Here is a 15,137-nt window from a genome sequence, read left to right on the forward strand (position 1 = left end):
CGCTTGGCGCGCCCGGGGGTAGGGTTGCCTGCCCCGGCTTGAGCAGGCATGCAAATCGTGAGCAAACCTTCCCGCGCCGTGTTGATGTTGGCTCTGGTACTGGCCGCCATCAACCTTCGCCCTGGCATCACTTCCTTCGCCCCACTGATCGAACGCATTGCCGCCGAGCTCGGGCTCGGTCGCGGCGTGGTCAGCCTGACGACCGCATTGCCGGTGCTGCTGATGGGCCTGCTGGCCCCGCTGGCGCCGCGTCTGGCGGTGCGCTGGGGGCTGGAGCGGGCCATCGCCCTGTGCATGCTGCTCATCGCCGCCGCACTGATCCTGCGCCTCTTAGCCGAACAACCGGTCGTGCTGATCGGCAGCGCGGCCGTCGTCGGTACCGGCATCGCCATCGCCGGTCCGCTGCTGTCGGGCTACATCAAGCGTCACTTCCTCGAACGGATCGGGCAGACGGCCGCCTGGTATTCGCTGAGCATGGCCATTGGCGGCACCCTCGGCGTGGTACTGACTGCGCCGGTCACTCAGCTGCTCGGCGAACGCTGGACGCTCGGGCTGGCCTTCTGGGCGCTGCCCGCGTTGCTGGCGCTGCTGCTCTGGATGCGCTTGCCCAGCCGCGCCGAGCCCGGCACCGAGCAGCGCGCCGGGCTGCCCTGGCACGAGCCGCGTGCCTGGCTGGTGAGCGTCTACTTCGCGCTGCAGGCGGGGCTCTTCTATGCCTTGGCGACCTGGCTGGTGGCGCGTTATCACGAGGCCGGCTTCAGCCTGTTGCAAAGCAATGCCTTCTTCAGCGGCTTCATGCTGATCGGCCTGCCCAGCGCCTTCGCCATGCCCTGGCTGGCACAGCGCTTCGGGCGCCGGCATCTGCTGATGGCCGGGTGCGGCGTGCTGGCCACGGCCTGCCTGGCGGCAATCGCCTTGCGTCCCGGCTGGCAGCCGCTCGTAGTGTGCATGCTGCTCGGAGTGGCGCTCAACGGCACCTTCTCGCTGGCGCTGGTACTGCCAATGTACGAGGCCGGCTCGCCGCTGGCGGTCAGTCGGCTGACCGCGATGATGCTGTGCACCGGCTACAGCCTGGCCTGTCTGTCTCCGGTGCTCAGCGGCCTCGGGCGTGATCTGGCGGGAGATTACCGCACACCCTTTCTGGTGCTGGCGGCGATGGCCGCCTGCATGAGTGTGCTGGCGCTGCGCCTGCGTGCACGGCACTAGCGCGGGGCAGAGCTGTGGCCTGCTTCATATCCCGCCTCAGTCCGGATGACCGCCGCCTCGCGCTGTGCTAGAAAGCTGGCCGTTCCCGCCCAGGCCTGATCGGAGTTGTCGCTTGGAGTCCGAATCCATCGTATACGGCTGCATCCGCGATTGGCCGGCTGCCGACCCCGACGAGTGCCGCCGTCGCCGTGAGTGCAACCGAGTCGCGCTGGAGGCCCTGCCGCGCGGCGAAGCCTGGCCGTTTCTTGGCCGCGAGATGTTTTCCTTCTGCCGCCAGGCGGAGCAGGGCCTTTACCAGACGCAGATCATCCACTTCGGCGCCAGCTATCCGGCCATCGAATACGAGTGGTCGCTCTGGGTGGAGCGCTTCGAGCAACTGTTGCGCCGCCTGTACTGGAGCAGTGCCGTGGTGCACCTGGAAACCGAGCTGAACGGCTCGCACACCTTTCGTTGGGAGACCGACAGCGGCTGCCACAGCCCGGAGCACAGCGATATGCGCCTGCGCTGCGCCTGGGAGCGCGAGAGCGCCCTGCTGGGCTGAGCGCGCTCAGTCCTCCAGCCAGGCCTTGGGCACGTCGCGCTTGAGCGCCAGCTGACATTGCTGGCTGTCCGGGTCGAACACGATTACCGCCTCGCCCTTGTCCAGCGCCCGGCGCACCCGGGCCACGCGCGTGTCCAGCGGCGTCTCGTCGCCGTTGTCGGTGCCCTCGCGGGTGACGAAATCCTCGATCAGACGGGTCAGGGTGTCGGCTTCGAGCAGGTCATGGGGAATCAGCATCGGTCGTCGGGTCACTCGCTGAGCGCTGTATGCAGGTGGCGCTCTAGACAGGCATAGAGCTCGTCGGCGACCACCGGTTTGGCCAGGAAGCCGTCCATGCCGGCAGCGCGCGCCCGCGCTCGCTGCTCGTCCAGCGAATGCGCGGTCACGGCGAGGATGGGGACCCGCGGCCAGCCCTGTTCGGCTTCCAGCGCGCGAATCTGCCGGCTGGCCTCGTAGCCGTCAAGCTCGGGCATTTCGCAGTCCATGAGAATCAGCTGAACGGCACCGGGGTCGCGTCGGTACAGCTGTACGGTGGCCGCGCCGTTCTCGGCCAGCTTCACCTGGTAGCCGCGCTTCTTCAGCAGCCCGCGAAGCACCATCTGGTTCACCGGGTTGTCCTCGGCAATGAGTACTGCGGGCGTCGTGCCGGTTTCGGCGCCGGCTTGCGTGTGGTCGGCCGGCCCGGGAGGCGCCTCGTACAGGCCCTGCAGGGCCTCACGCAGCGGGCCGCTCTGCAGCGGCAGTGGTACGCAGGCCAGGCGCAGATGGTTGGAGCTCGGTGCCTGCCGGTGCAATGGCGAGAACAGCAGCAGCACCGGCTGCAGCCTGGGCAACTGGGCTTCCAGGCGCTTCACCCACTCGCTGGGCGTGCCCGGCCAGGGCTCAAGCAGAACCAGCAGCGGCGGGACGGGATAGTCGTCAAGGTAGTCGACCAGGCGCTCGGGCTCGTGGCAGCGCTCGGTGCGCATGCCCCAGCGTCGCAACAGGTGGCTCAGCGAGTCGAGGCCCTGGTTGTCCAGCGAGGCCAGCAAGGCGGGCTGGCCAGCCAGCAACGGGCGTAGCGGGTCGTTGTCGTCGGCGGCGCTGCGCAGCGGGATGTCGAAGCTGAAACGGCTGCCCTGGCCCGGGGCGCTCTGCACCCGGATCTGCCCCTGCATCATTTCAACCAGCTCCTTGCTGATGGCGAGCCCGAGGCCGCTGCCACCGTAGCGGCGGGTGGTACTCGAGTCGCCTTGCGAAAACGACTCGAATAGCGTGGCCAGGACTTGCGCGCGCATGCCGATACCGCTGTCGCTGACGCAGAAATGCAGGCGCGTCTGGCCTTCGGTGGTCTGGATGCAGGCGACATCCAGGCGTACATAGCCCTGCTCGGTAAATTTCAGCGCATTGCTCAGCAGGTTCATCAGCACTTGCTTGAGCCGAGTCGGATCGCCACGCACGCGGCGCGGCACCTGGGCCTGCAGCCCGACGTGCAGGCTCAGTTGCTTCTTCAATGCCTGCGCGGCGAACAGGCTGATGGTTTCGGAGATCAGCGCCTCGAGATCGAATTCGATGTCTTCGAGGCTGAGCTTGCCCGAGCCGATGCGGGCATAGTCGAGGATGTCGTTGATCACCTTCATCAGCGAGTTGCCCGAGCTGGTGATGGTGTCGAGGTAGAACCGCTGGCTGCGGTCGAGCTCGGTTTCGCGCAGCAGCTGCAGCATGCCCAGCACCCCATTGAGCGGTGTGCGGATCTCGTGGCTCATCTTGGCCAGGAAGCGGCCCTTGGCCTCGCTTTCGCTGTGGGCCTGTTCGGCCGCCTGCCGCGAGCGGAAGCCTTCCTCCTTCAGGCGGTTGATGCGATCGGCGAGGCCAAGCGACAGGGTGATCAGTTCGAAGGTCACGCTGGTCTTGACCACCGCCGGGCCGTACAGGCCGAACAGCTCGAAGCCGAGCGAGCCGGCGGTGACGATGACGAAGGAAGCCAGCAGCACGCCCCAGGCCAGCGTGTAGTACAGCCCGTAACGCACGCCATGGCGCCAGACGAAGGCGCCGGTGGCCAGTAGCCCGACGGAGGTCACGATGACCGTGACGCTTGCCTGCACGCTCCAGGTCTGCAAGGGCAACAGCGGCCCGGAGATCAGCGCCAGCAGCGCAAGCAGCAGGGCGACGCGCAGTGCGCCGTCGAGCCGAGGGAAGTGCTCGCGGGTATGCAGGAAGTGACGGCTGAACTGGATCGCCACGAGGCAGTGGCTGAACATCAGCGCATAGATGGCCGTGGCTACAAGGGCGCTGTGCTCGGGCAGCCAGCGGGCGAGCAGGCCGTCGAAGGCCAGCGCGAACAGGCCGACGTTCAGGTTGTAGATCAGATACCAGAAATAGGCCGGCTCGCGCAGTGAGACGAAGAGAAACAGGTTGTAGCAGAACATCGCGAACAGCACGCCGTAGAAGGCGCCGCTGACTCCGGCGGCGTACTCCTGGGCGCTGGCGCTGGCGCTGGTGCTGGAAAAGTACAGCGGTACGTAGAGGGTGCTGCTGGTCTTGATGCGCAGCACCAGCGTGCTGGTGCCGGGGGGCAATTCGGTGGGGAACCAGAAGCTGCTGACCTTGACCGGGCGCTGCGAGAAGGGCATTTCGTCGCCGGAGAGCTGGCGGCTCAGACGGCCATCGGGAGTCCGGACAAAGAGTTCGATGCGGTCGAGCAGGCCGTAGTCGATCTCGAGAAAGCCTTGCAGCGACTGCGCCAACTGGTTGTCGAGCGATAGCCGCAGCCACCAGGTCGAATCGTTCTTGCCGCGGTTGAGGTGCGTGCCCTGAACCTGATGGAAGTGCCGGTCGGGCAGCCCGAGCACGTCGTCGACGGTCAGCGAGCCCTGTGGGTCTTCCAGGTACTGCACCGCCGGGCCGAGGTTCTGTCGGAAGTCCGGGGAGTCGACTTCGATCGGCGATAGCGCCCAGGCCCTGGCGGACAGGCAGAGGACGAGCAGGGTCATCAGGCAGAGACGCGCCAACATGATCGATTCCGTGAGGCTGGCTGGGCGATGGTGCCAACGGTGCGAGCGCGCAAAAAAGGCTGCCGTTTGGCGTCAATGCCCAGGCAGCCCGGAAAACATCCGCTGACGGGGCGCTACTGTGCCCAGACCTGCCGCTTGCGGCAACCCTTGAGTGATCGAAGCCGGTGCTTTGTCACGCCGGTTTCAGCCTCGGTCCGCCTGCCGACCGAGCAGCGAGTCCACCGGCGGGACACGGGTTTCGCTCTCCATCTGCGCATCGTGCTCCAGTTGATGGCTGAAGCGATCCAGGGAGTCCTGTGCCTGGTGGGCGTCGCTGGCGAACACCGGTTGGCTCAGCATGTAGCCGGCAAGCAGGCGCGCCATGGCAGCCAGGCTGTCGATGTGCGTGCGCTCGTAGCCATGGGTGGCGTCGCAGCCAAAGGCGAGCAGGGCGGTGCGGATGTCGTGGCCCGCCTCGATCGCCGACTGTGCGTCGCTGTGGTAGTAGCGGAACAGGTCCCGGCGCACCGGGATCTCGTTCTCGGTCGCCAGCTTCAGCAGGTGCCGCGACAGGTGATAGTCATAGGGGCCGCCGGAATCCTGCATCGCCACGGTCACGGCGTGCTCGCTCGATGCCTGCCCCTTGGCCGCCGGCGCGATGTCGATGCCGACGAATTCGCTGACGTCCCAGGGCAGGGCACCGGCGGCGCCGGAGCCGGTTTCCTCGGTGATGGTGAACAGCGGATGGATGTCGATCGGCGGCTCGCGGCCGCTGTCGACCACGGCCTTGAGCGCCGCCAGCAGGGCGGCGACGCCGGCCTTGTCGTCCAGGTGGCGGGCGCTGATGTAACCGTTCTCGGTGAATTCCGGCAGCGGGTCGAAGGCGACGAAGTCACCGACATTGACGCCAAGCGCTTCGGTCTCGGCGCGGCTGTAGGTGTAGGCATCCAGGCGCAGTTCGACGTGGTCCCAGCTGATCGGTGCGTCATCCACGGCGGTATTGAAGGCGTGGCCGGAGGCAAGCAGTGGCAACACGCTGCCCCTTATCACGCCGGTATCGGTGAACACGCTGACCCGGCTGCCTTCGGCGAAACGACTGGACCAGCAGCCCACCGGGGCCAGCCCCAGCCGGCCGCTGTCGTGAATTTCCCGGACGATCGCGCCAATGGTGTCGAGGTGCGCCGCGACGGCACGGTCCGGGCTGTAGCGCCGGCCCTTGAGCGTCGCGCGGATGGTGCCGCGACGGGTCAGCTCGAAGGGAATGTTCAGCTCCTTCAGCCGCTCGGCGACGTAGCGCACGATGGTGTCGGTGAAGCCGGTCGGGCTGGGAATGGCGAGCATTTCCAGAAGGATGCGTTGCAGATAGTTGAGATCGGGTTCAGGTAGCGTTGCATGCATTGGCTTGAACTCCATTGCGGCACCGAGCCGCGTGCTTGCAAGGGAATGGAAGCGCGCCGGCCGTGCTTCGCGCGGCCGGTCGACAGAGAGGCCTGCTCGCCGCTCAGTGCGTGTTGTGGCTGAGCGGGAACAGCAGGTCGATGAAGCGCTCGGCCGTCGGTTGCGGCTCATGGTTGGCAAGGCCAACGCGCTCGTTGGCCTCGATGAAGACGTAGTCCGGGCGATCGGCGGCCTCGACCAGAAGGTCCAGGCCGACCACGGGAATGTCCAACGCCCGCGCCGCGCGTACCGCCGCGTCGGCGAGCTCCGGATGCAGCTGCTCGGTGACGTCTTCCAGGGTGCCTCCGGTATGCAGGTTGGCGGTGCGCCGTACGGCCAGCTGCCGGCCTTGCTCCAGCACGCTGTCGACATCGAGCCCGGCTTCCTGCAGGCAGCGGTGGGTTTCGTCATCCAGCGGAATCCGGCTTTCGCCGCCGGTAGCCGCCTGGCGCCGCCGGCTCTGCGCTTCGATCAGCGCGCCGATGGTGTTGCGGCCGTCGCCGATGACCTGGGCGGGACGACGAATCGCGGCGGCGACCACCTCGTAGCCGATCACCACGATGCGCAGGTCGAGGCCTGGGTGGTAGCTCTCCAGCAGCACCCGGCCGTCGAACTGCCGGGCGCGCTCGACGGCGTGCTCCAGCGCCTCGGCGTCGCGCAGGTCGACCGCCACCCCCTGGCCCTGCTCGCCGTTCACCGGCTTGACCACCACGCTGCCATGCTCGGCGAGAAACGCGGCGTTGTCCTGCGCGCTGGCTGCAAGCTGCTGAGCGGGTAGGCGAATACCGGCGCGGGCGAGCGTGCGGTGGGTCAGTTGCTTGTCCTGGCACAGCGTCATGCTGACCGCCGAGGTCAGGTCCGACAGTGACTCGCGGCAGCGTACGCGGCGGCCCCCCTGGGTCAGGGTGAACAACCCGGCCTCGGCGTCATCGATGGCGATCTCGATGCCGCGCCGACGCGCTTCGTCGACAATGATCCTGGCGTAGGGGTTGAGCTCCGCTTCGGGCCCCGGGCCGAGGAACAGCGGCTGGTTGAAGCTGTTCTTGCGTTTGACGGTGAAGGTCGGCAGGTCACGGAAACCGAGCTTGGCGTACAGGGCCTTGGCCTGGCTGTTGTCGTGCAGCACGGAGAGGTCGAGGTAGGCCAGCCCGCGGCCCATGTAATGCTCGATGAGATGCCGAACCAGCGCTTCGCCGACACCCGGGCGCGGGCAGCTGGGCGATACCGCGAGGCACCACAGGCTCGAGCCGAGCTCAGGATCGTTGAAGGCCTTGTGATGGTTCAGGCCCATGACACTACCGAGGATCTGCCCGGAACTCTCGTCTTCGGCCAGCCAGTAGACGGGCCCGCCTTCCTCGCGTGGGGTGCAGCGCCCCGGCTCGACGGGCATCATGCCGCGGCTCTGGTACAGCGCATTGACGGCCTGCCAGTCCGCCTCGTTCTGCACGCGGCGCACGCAGAAACCCCGTACACCTTTTTGCGCCGGGCGGTAATCGGTGAACCAGATGCGCAGCGTGTCCGACGGGTCGAGAAACAGCTGCTGCGGCGCATGCGCCAGCACCTGGTGTGGCGCCGCCACATAGAGGGCAATGTCGCGCTCGCCGGGCTTCTCGTTGAGCAGGTCGGTGGCGAGCTCGGCCGGGTCCGGGTAGGTGTGGCCGATGAGAATGCGACCCCAGCCGCAATGCACGCTGACCGGGGCGCCCGGTTCCTCACGGCCGTCTTCGGCCAGCCGCTGCTGCAGACGCTGGTAGGACGGCGTCTGGCCGCGCAGCAGGCGCTGTCCGTAGGCTTGAGACTTCTGCATGGTGCGTTTCCTTGAAGGTGGCTCAGGCTGCGCCGACGCCGGGCTTCCGCTAGGGAGCCGCGGCTGGCGCGCGCGAGCCTGTGCTTAGAGGCCTTGTTCGCTCAACCATAGGTTGACCGCTGCCAGCTGCCAGAGTTTTGAGCCGCGCAGCGGGGTCAGCTGGCCATCCGGATCGGCGAGCAGTCGCTCGATGGCGTCGGTCTGGTAGAGGCCGCGATCCTGGCTCGGGTCGAGCAGCAACTGACGAACCCAGTCGAGCGTGTCCCCTTGCAGATGCTTGAGGCCGGGCACCGGAAAATAGCCTTTCGGACGGTCGATGACTTCGGCCGGGATGACCTGGCGCGCGGCTTCCTTGAGCACGTACTTGCCGCCCTCGGGCAGCTTGTAGCGTGCCGGAATGCGGGCCGAAAGCTCGGCCACGCGGTAATCGAGAAACGGGGTGCGCGCCTCCAGGCCCCAGGCCATGGTCATGTTGTCGACGCGCTTGACCGGGTCGTCGACCAGCATCACGGTGCTGTCGATGCGCAGCGCCTTGTCCACTGCGGCGTCCGCACCGGGCTGGGCAAAGTGCTGGCGAACGAAATCGCCGGAGAAGTCGCCTTTGTGCCAGCGTGCCTGCATGAGCGCCTGGTACTCCTCGTAGTCGCGGTCGCGGAAGGCCTTCAGGTAGGCGGCGGCCGGATCGCTGGCGCCATCGACCTGCGGATACCAGTGGTAACCGGCGAACAGCTCGTCGGCGCCCTGGCCGCTCTGCACCACCTTGCAATGCCTGGACACTTCGCGTGCCAGCAGATAGAAGGCGATGCAGTCGTGGCTGACCATCGGCTCGCTCATCGCACGAAAGGCCGCGGGCAACTGCTCGAGAATCTCGCGTTCGCGGATGCGCAGCTGGTGATGGCGCGTCTGGAAGTGCCGCGCGACGAGGTCCGAGTACTTGAACTCGTCGCCGCGTTCGCCGCCGGCATCCTCGAAGCCGATAGAGAAGGTCAGCAGGTTCTCGCCGACCCCTGCCTCACGCAGCAGGCCCACCAGCAGGCTCGAATCCACCCCGCCGGAGAGCAGCACGCCGACATCCACCGCTGCGCGCTGGCGGATCGCCACGGCTTCGCGCAGCGTGTCGAGGGTCTTCTGTTGCCAGTCCTCGAAGCTGTAATCCTGCTCGCTCTCGTCCGCACCGAAACGCAATTCCCACCAGCGCTGGGTGGTCACGGTGCCCTGGCTGTCGATGCGCATCCAGCTCGCTGGCGGCATTTTCTCGATGCCGGCGATGAGCGTGTCCGGCGCCGGAACCACGGCGTGAAAGCTCATGTAGTGATTGAGCGCGACCGGGTTCAGCTCGCCGGTGATATCGCCGCCCTGCAGCAGCGCAGGCAGGCTCGAGGCGAACCGCAGGCGCTTGCCGGTACGCGACAGATACAGGGGTTTGATACCGAGGCGATCGCGGGCGATGAACAGCTGGCCGCTGTCGCGCTCCCAGATGGCAAAGGCGAACATGCCATTCAGGCGGGGCAGCAGCGCCTCGCGCCAGGCGTGATAGCCCTTGAGCAGGACTTCGGTGTCGCCCTCGGAAAAGAAGCGATAGCCAAGCCCTTCGAGCTCGGCACGCAGTTCCGGGTAGTTGTAGATAGCGCCATTGAAGACCATCGCCAGGCCGAGCGTCGGGTCGATCATCGGCTGCCCCGAGGCTTCGCACAGATCCATGATCTTCAGCCGGCGGTGGCCGAGGGCGAGCGGGCCCTGGCTATGGAACCCGCAGGCGTCCGGGCCGCGAGCCGTGAGGTGTTGGGTGATTCGTTCAACCGCTGCCAGATCGGCCGGTTGGTTATCGAAGCGAAGTTCTCCAGCTATGCCACACATAAGTTCCTTACCGGTTGTGCCGTTGGGGAGTCTGACTGGCGCGTCGCACGGTTGGTTCAGCCCTGGGCAGGCTGCGCTCGTATGAACCATCGAGCGGGCGACGGGCCGCCACGTCTTTTACACCAAAGCAAATAAATGCTTTGATGTCAAAGTTATAACTCAATGAGTTCTCTAATTGTGAGTGAAGGAAAGCTTTCGAGTGAAACTGATATCGCGGGTGGGGGCATCTTCGACCTGAGCCTGTTCCAGGCCCTGCGGCGCTTGCAGCAGGACGCCGAAGTGCACGCCAAACGCCTGGCGCGTTTCGGCGGGCTGACGCCCGTGCAGCTGATGATCCTGCAGGTGCTGGCCGGCGAGGGGCAGCAGACGGCCAGCGCACTCAGCCGGCGGGTCAGCCTGACGGCGGCCACGCTGTCCGGTGTGCTGGATCGACTCGAAGAGGGCGGCCTGCTGCGCCGCCATCGCGATGAGTCCGATCGGCGCCGCCAGTGGTTGCTGCTGACGGACGAGGGGCGCGCGCTGCTGCAGGAAGCGCCGCCGCTGCTGCCGCCCGAGTTCCGTGCGCGCTTTGCCGCGCTGCCGGACTGGGAACGGCATGCGATCACCGCGGCGCTGCTGCGCGCGGCCAGCCTCTGCGGCGAAGTCGGCTGAGCGCTACTGGCGGAAGCCGTCGACGATGTACTCGGCCAGTGCCTCGGTTACCGGCGACTGGGTCTGTGCGTTGCGCAGTAGCACGATGCTCGACAGCGGCAGCGGCGGCAGCCCTTCGGCCTCGCCGAGGATGCGCAGGTCGGTCGGAATCAGGCTCTGCAGCTGAGCGGTAACTGCCAGGCCGGCGCCGACCAGCGCCATGATCGCCGACAGGCTCGGGCTGGTGTAGGCGATGCGGTAGTCGATTTCTGCCGCCTCCAGCGCGTTGCACACCCAGGCACGGCAGAAACAGCCACTGTTGAACATTGCCAGCGGTATCGGCCGTTGCTGATGCAGGTCGAAGCCGGCCGCTTCGGCCCAGACGAAGCGCTCCTGGCGCAGCAGCTGACCGATCTCGGTGCCCGGTTCGCGGGTGACGATGGTCAGGTCCAGATCCTTGCGCCCCAGCAGTTGCCCGGACGGTTCGCAATGCACCTCCACCTGGACCAGCGGATAGGCCTGGGCGAAGCGCGCCAGGATGCCGGGCAGGAAGCGCATCACGTAATCGTCGGGCGTGCCGATGCGCACCGCGCCGACCATGTGCGGCTGGCGCAGGGTGGTGATCACCTCGCCGTGCAGCTTGAGAATGCGCCTGGCGTAGCCGAGCAGCACCTGGCCCTCGGCGGTGAGCCTTACCTGCCGGCCACTGCGCTCGAACAGCGGGCGCTGCAGCACGTCTTCCTCGAGTCGCTTCATCTGCATGCTGACCGCCGACTGGGTGCGGTTGACCGCTTCGGCGGCACGGGTGAAACCGCCGTGGTCGGCGATGGCGACAAAGCTGCGCAACAGCTCCGTGTCGATGCTGGGGTAGTGGGCCATGGATCAATCTCGCAGATGGCTGGCATCAGAAGTATTCGTTGGATTGATCGTAGCCGGGTGGCGACACTTTCGCCATCCAGAGGAGGACATACGATGAACCGGCAACGAATCCCACTGCATCACCCGCTGCGTTGGTTCGATGAATGGCGGCTGCCGCCGCTCTCGGCAAGGCGGCTGCTGGCGCGCCTGCGGCGCTGGCACCGGCTGGCGCGCCAACGTCGCCAGCTGGCGGCGCTGGACGAGCATGCGCTGAAGGATCTGGGGCTGAGCCGCGCCGACGTCGAGGCAGAGATCAGCCGGCCATTCTGGGACGATCCTCAGGACCGCGGCTGATCAGTGCCCCAGCAGCAGCTTCTGCACCCCCAGCGAAAGGCTGACGGTGACCAGCATCAGCGCGAACAGTCGCTGCAGCAGGGTGCCGCTGAGGTACTGCGCCAGGCGGTTGCCGGTGAGTACGCCACAGGCGCCACCGCCGGCCAGGCCGGCGAGCAGGGCCAATGGCGGCTGTGCGCCGGTCAGGTAGAGCAGAAAGCCCCCGCCGCTGACCAGGGCGATCACCGCCATCGAGGTGCCCATGGCGGCCAGCAGCGGCAGCGGGCTGAACCACAGCAGCGCCGGCACGATGAGAAAACCACCCCCCACACCCATCAGGCCGGACAGCATGCCGACGCCGAAGCCGATGCCGGCGAGCGCCGGGTAGTGCATGGCCCGGCCTTCGCGCAGCGGCAGCTTCGCGCCGCGCCACATGCGCACAGCCGACCACAGCACCAGCAGGCAGAAGGCGACGATCAGCCATTTCTCCGGCACGTAGCGTCCCAACCACTGACCGGCCGCGTTACCGGGCAAGCCACAGAGCGCCAGCAACAGCGCCGGGCGCCAGGCGACCTGGCCGAGGCGGGCGCGGGGCACGGCGCCGACACAGGCCGACATCGCCACCGCGCCAAGGCTGACGCCGATCGCATCGCGCAACGGCAGGTGCAGGCTCAATAGCAGTGGCAGGGCGACCAGCGATCCGCCGGCGCCGGTCAGGCCCAGCAACAGGCCGAGCACGATGCCGATGCCCAACGCTTCGAACAGCAGCGCGTCCATCAGGCGCTGCCGCCTCGGCGCCGGTTAGGTCGAGCGCCACGGGATTTGGTGAACGGCATGCTTTCTCCGGTCGGTGGCGCCGGCGCGCCCGGTTACTGGGACAGAGCCTTGCGCAAGGTGAAGGCGCCGCGCAAGTCGCCCTGGCTGAAGCCGCGCGCCTGATCGTCCGGGTAGTAGCGGGAAATCAGGCTGACCAGCTCCGGTTTTACCGCGGTGCCGTGACAGGCCAGGCAAGGCTCGCCCGTACCGGTGGCTTGCATGTAGCGGTACTCGTTACCGATGACCTCGCCGTGATTGAGCTGTTCCAGCGGCTCGCCAGCCGCGGCGCGCTGTTCGAACTGCTCCAGCACCTTGCGCTCCCAGGCGTCCGGAGCGTTGTCCGGATTGCGCAGGCGCAGCGCGGTCCGGCCGACACGCCAGGGCTCACGGCTGTGTTCCGAGGCGATCACCGGCGCCAGCAGGTGACAGCTCTTCACCGCCTCGGTCGGGCCGCCGCTGGCCATGGCCTGTTTCACCGTGGCCAGCAGTTGCTGCTGGAACGGCGGGATCAGGCTCGCGGCTTCCTGGCGCAGCGGGTCATCGGTGGTGGGAGTGGCGGCATACAGGTGCGCCGAGAGCAGGCTCAGGGCGATCAGGCTGGCTTTGTGCATCGGGCTTTCCTCCGGTTTGAAAGTGCTGATTATAGGGGGGGGAGTATGTTGAAAGCACGATCAGCCGCGTCGCCTACCCCTCGCCGCGCACCAGCCGACGCACCAGAAACCGGTTCGGGTGACAGGCTTCGGCGACGTCACGCGGCAGCGGCAGGGGCTCGTCCTCCAGCCAGGCAGCGATCAGCTCGCCCGACAGCAGCGTGCTGATCATCCCGCGCGAGCCGTGGGCGGTGTTGACGTAGAGCCCGTCCAGCCACGGGCACGGCGCATCGGGAACCTGCCGGGCGTTGCGGGTGAGCGAGGCGTAGGTCTCCAGGAAGCGCTCCTGATCTGCCAGCGGGCCGATCAGCGGCAGGTAGTCGGGGCTGGTGCAGCGAAATGCCGCACGCCCCTGTAGTTGCTCGGGCGGCTGCGCGGCGACCTGCAGCCGTTCAGTCAGGTCATGCGAGATGCCTTCGAGCAGCTCGAGATTGGCCTGATGTTCCTCGACACTGAGTGCGGTGTCGGTGCCCTTGAAATTGAAGCTGGCACCGAGCGTGTGCTGCCCGTCGCGCGCCGGGGCGACATAGCCCTTGGCGCACAGCACGGTGCGCAGCGCGACACTGGCAGCGGTGGTCGGCAGGCAGGTGATCTGCCCGCGAATGCGCTTGAGCGGCAGCCAGGCGCTCTGCGGGAAATCGGCGCTGTCCGCCGCCCCGGCGAGCACGACCACCGGTGCCTCGGCGAGTACCTGACCGTCGGCCAACGCCTGCCAGCTTTCGCCGTGGCGCTCGAGGCTGAGCACGGCGCGGTGCTGGCGCAGCTCGATGTTCGGCTGTGCCAGCAGATAGCGGCAGACCGCCGGCGGGTGCGCCCAGCCGGCCTCGGGATAGAACAGCCCGCCGCCCGGCAGACTGATGCCTGCCAAGGCTTCGGCATCGGCCTGATCCAGCGGCCGTACCAGGCCTTCGGGAAAGGCCCCGGCCAGCTCTGCCTGGCGTTGTTGCTCCTTGTCGTCATAGGCCAGCTGCAGCACGCCACAGGCATCCCAGTCCTGGCCGCGCTGCAGACGCTCGAGCAGGCGGCGGGTGTAGCCGAAGCCGCTGACGACCAGCCTCGACAGCGCGGTGCCATGGGCCGAGAGCTTGAGATAGAGCACGCCCTGTGGGTTGCCGGAACCTTCTTCGGCGGGCCCGGCGTGACGCTCGAGCACGGTGACCTGCCAGCCGCGGCGGGCCAGGCTGGCTGCACTGGCGCAGCCGGCCAGGCCGGCGCCGATCACCAGAGCCCGGCGTTCTCGAGGCGCCTGGCCTGGGCGGGCGAACCACGGGCGTGCGACCGCGGTTGGCGCGCCGATGAACTGGCCTCTTAGGATTTCACGCTTGTGGCCGAAGCCCGGCGCGCGCTGCATGTCGAAGCCCGCGTCGGTCAGCCCTCGGCGCACGAAGCCGGCGCTGGTGAAGGTGCCGAGTGTCGCCCCAGGTGCGGAAAGCCGGGCCAGTTCGGCGAATAGCGCCGGCTGCCACATCTGCGGGTTCTTTGCCGGGGCGAAACCGTCGAGGAACCAGGCATCGATGCGCGCATCCAGCGCCGGCAGGCAGTCGAGCACGTCGCCGACCAGCAGGGTCAGGCTCACTCGCCCATCGGCGAAGTTCAGCCGCTGGAAGCCGGGATGGATTGCCAGGTACTGGTCGAGCAGCTGCTCGGCCAGGGGTTCGAGCTGTGGCCAGAGCGACAGGGCGCGCTGCAGGTCGGCCCGGGTGAGCGGGTGCTTCTCGACGCTGACGAAGTGCAGGCGTGCCCCGGCCGGTGCCTGCCGGTCGAACAGCTGCCAGGCACAAAGGAAATTCAGACCGGTGCCAAAACCGGTTTCGCCAATGGTGAAGGCCTGCCCCGGCGCCAGCTCGGCGAAACGCCGGTCAAGCGCGTTCTGTGCGAGAAACACGTGCTCGGTCTCGGCCAGGCCGCTGGCGCGAGAGAAGTACACGTCGCCATACTGGCGCGATTGCGGCTGGCCGCTGTCGTCCCAATCGAGTTCGGCGTGCTGGAAGCGGGGCGAAGTGGAATGGTCCTGCATGAGCTGTCCTGGG

At 67.4% G+C, this 15,137-nt stretch carries 13 protein-coding genes; 4 read left to right on the top strand and 9 right to left on the bottom strand.

Translation table 11 applies throughout. The features are described 5' to 3' along the window. Positions 1–84 precede the first annotated feature (84 nt). Positions 85–1,206, top strand: a complete 1,122-nt coding sequence (locus AC0KXH_RS06800; protein ID WP_437270849.1) for an MFS transporter — start codon at positions 85–87, stop codon at positions 1,204–1,206. A gap of 112 nt (positions 1,207–1,318) precedes the next feature. Further along, a complete protein-coding gene (locus AC0KXH_RS06805) occupies positions 1,319–1,747 on the top strand; it encodes a hypothetical protein (RefSeq protein WP_061338507.1) in 429 nt (142 codons plus the stop codon). A gap of 6 nt (positions 1,748–1,753) precedes the next feature. Here the strand turns inward: AC0KXH_RS06805 and AC0KXH_RS06810 are convergent, their stop codons facing one another. The 5 genes from AC0KXH_RS06810 to AC0KXH_RS06830 form a co-directional block, all read right to left on the bottom strand. Next, positions 1,754–1,984 (bottom strand): YheU family protein, encoded by a 231-nt coding sequence (locus tag AC0KXH_RS06810; RefSeq protein ID WP_041106201.1) that lies wholly within the window; start codon positions 1,982–1,984, stop codon positions 1,754–1,756. Positions 1,985–1,995: 11 nt separating this feature from the next. Continuing rightward, positions 1,996–4,740, bottom strand: a complete 2,745-nt coding sequence (locus AC0KXH_RS06815) for a hybrid sensor histidine kinase/response regulator (protein WP_488224390.1) — start codon at positions 4,738–4,740, stop codon at positions 1,996–1,998. A gap of 183 nt (positions 4,741–4,923) precedes the next feature. Beyond that, positions 4,924–6,117 (bottom strand): osmoprotectant NAGGN system M42 family peptidase, encoded by a 1,194-nt coding sequence (locus tag AC0KXH_RS06820; RefSeq protein ID WP_437270581.1) that lies wholly within the window; start codon positions 6,115–6,117, stop codon positions 4,924–4,926. A gap of 103 nt (positions 6,118–6,220) precedes the next feature. Next, positions 6,221–7,963, bottom strand: a complete 1,743-nt coding sequence (gene ngg, locus AC0KXH_RS06825) for an N-acetylglutaminylglutamine synthetase (RefSeq protein WP_041106195.1) — start codon at positions 7,961–7,963, stop codon at positions 6,221–6,223. An 84-nt stretch (positions 7,964–8,047) separates the two neighbouring features. Continuing rightward, on the bottom strand, positions 8,048–9,820 hold the full coding sequence (locus AC0KXH_RS06830) for an N-acetylglutaminylglutamine amidotransferase (protein WP_041106193.1): 1,773 nt from the start codon (positions 9,818–9,820) through the stop codon (positions 8,048–8,050). Positions 9,821–9,997: 177 nt separating this feature from the next. Between AC0KXH_RS06830 and AC0KXH_RS06835 the strand changes: the two genes are divergently transcribed. Then, positions 9,998–10,471, top strand: coding sequence for a MarR family winged helix-turn-helix transcriptional regulator (locus AC0KXH_RS06835; RefSeq protein WP_041106191.1), 474 nt, complete (start codon positions 9,998–10,000; stop codon positions 10,469–10,471). 3 nt (positions 10,472–10,474) lie between these two features. Here the strand turns inward: AC0KXH_RS06835 and AC0KXH_RS06840 are convergent, their stop codons facing one another. Beyond that, entirely contained in the window at positions 10,475–11,329 is an 855-nt protein-coding gene (locus tag AC0KXH_RS06840) for a LysR substrate-binding domain-containing protein (RefSeq protein WP_041106189.1), read from the bottom strand. 93 nt (positions 11,330–11,422) lie between these two features. On the opposite strand from AC0KXH_RS06840, the gene AC0KXH_RS06845 reads away from it, so the two are divergent. Further along, positions 11,423–11,662: a DUF1127 domain-containing protein gene (locus AC0KXH_RS06845; RefSeq protein WP_488224391.1), complete on the top strand. Its 240-nt coding sequence runs from the start codon at positions 11,423–11,425 to the stop codon at positions 11,660–11,662. On the opposite strand, the gene AC0KXH_RS06850 is transcribed toward AC0KXH_RS06845, so the two are convergent. The 3 genes from AC0KXH_RS06850 to mnmC form a co-directional block, all read right to left on the bottom strand. Further along, positions 11,663–12,418 carry a sulfite exporter TauE/SafE family protein gene (locus AC0KXH_RS06850; protein WP_488224392.1) on the bottom strand — a complete coding sequence of 252 codons (756 nt, stop codon included), beginning with the start codon at positions 12,416–12,418 and terminating at the stop codon, positions 11,663–11,665. A gap of 92 nt (positions 12,419–12,510) precedes the next feature. Next, positions 12,511–13,068, bottom strand: coding sequence for a Tll0287-like domain-containing protein (locus AC0KXH_RS06855; RefSeq protein WP_488224393.1), 558 nt, complete (start codon positions 13,066–13,068; stop codon positions 12,511–12,513). Positions 13,069–13,141: 73 nt separating this feature from the next. Continuing rightward, a complete protein-coding gene (gene mnmC, locus AC0KXH_RS06860; protein WP_200628246.1) occupies positions 13,142–15,124 on the bottom strand; it encodes a bifunctional tRNA (5-methylaminomethyl-2-thiouridine)(34)-methyltransferase MnmC2/FAD-dependent 5-carboxymethylaminomethyl-2-thiouridine(34) oxidoreductase MnmC1 in 1,983 nt (660 codons plus the stop codon). Positions 15,125–15,137: the final 13 nt, after the last annotated feature.

This window comes from Stutzerimonas sp. CXK-1 (assembly GCF_057738225.1).

Coding starts and splice junctions, on each gene's coding strand:
- ngg (WP_041106195.1), bottom strand. CDS start 7,963: ATGCAGAAGTCTCAAGCCTACGGACAGCGCCTGCTGCGCGGCCAGACG.
- mnmC (WP_200628246.1), bottom strand. CDS start 15,124: ATGCAGGACCATTCCACTTCGCCCCGCTTCCAGCACGCCGAACTCGAT.
- AC0KXH_RS06810 (WP_041106201.1), bottom strand. CDS start 1,984: ATGCTGATTCCCCATGACCTGCTCGAAGCCGACACCCTGACCCGTCTG.
- AC0KXH_RS06800 (WP_437270849.1), top strand. CDS start 85: ATGTTGGCTCTGGTACTGGCCGCCATCAACCTTCGCCCTGGCATCACT.
- AC0KXH_RS06840 (WP_041106189.1), bottom strand. CDS start 11,329: ATGGCCCACTACCCCAGCATCGACACGGAGCTGTTGCGCAGCTTTGTC.
- AC0KXH_RS06830 (WP_041106193.1), bottom strand. CDS start 9,820: ATGTGTGGCATAGCTGGAGAACTTCGCTTCGATAACCAACCGGCCGAT.
- AC0KXH_RS06820 (WP_437270581.1), bottom strand. CDS start 6,117: ATGCATGCAACGCTACCTGAACCCGATCTCAACTATCTGCAACGCATC.
- AC0KXH_RS06815 (WP_488224390.1), bottom strand. CDS start 4,740: ATGTTGGCGCGTCTCTGCCTGATGACCCTGCTCGTCCTCTGCCTGTCC.
- AC0KXH_RS06850 (WP_488224392.1), bottom strand. CDS start 12,418: ATGGACGCGCTGCTGTTCGAAGCGTTGGGCATCGGCATCGTGCTCGGC.
- AC0KXH_RS06855 (WP_488224393.1), bottom strand. CDS start 13,068: ATGCACAAAGCCAGCCTGATCGCCCTGAGCCTGCTCTCGGCGCACCTG.
- AC0KXH_RS06845 (WP_488224391.1), top strand. CDS start 11,423: ATGAACCGGCAACGAATCCCACTGCATCACCCGCTGCGTTGGTTCGAT.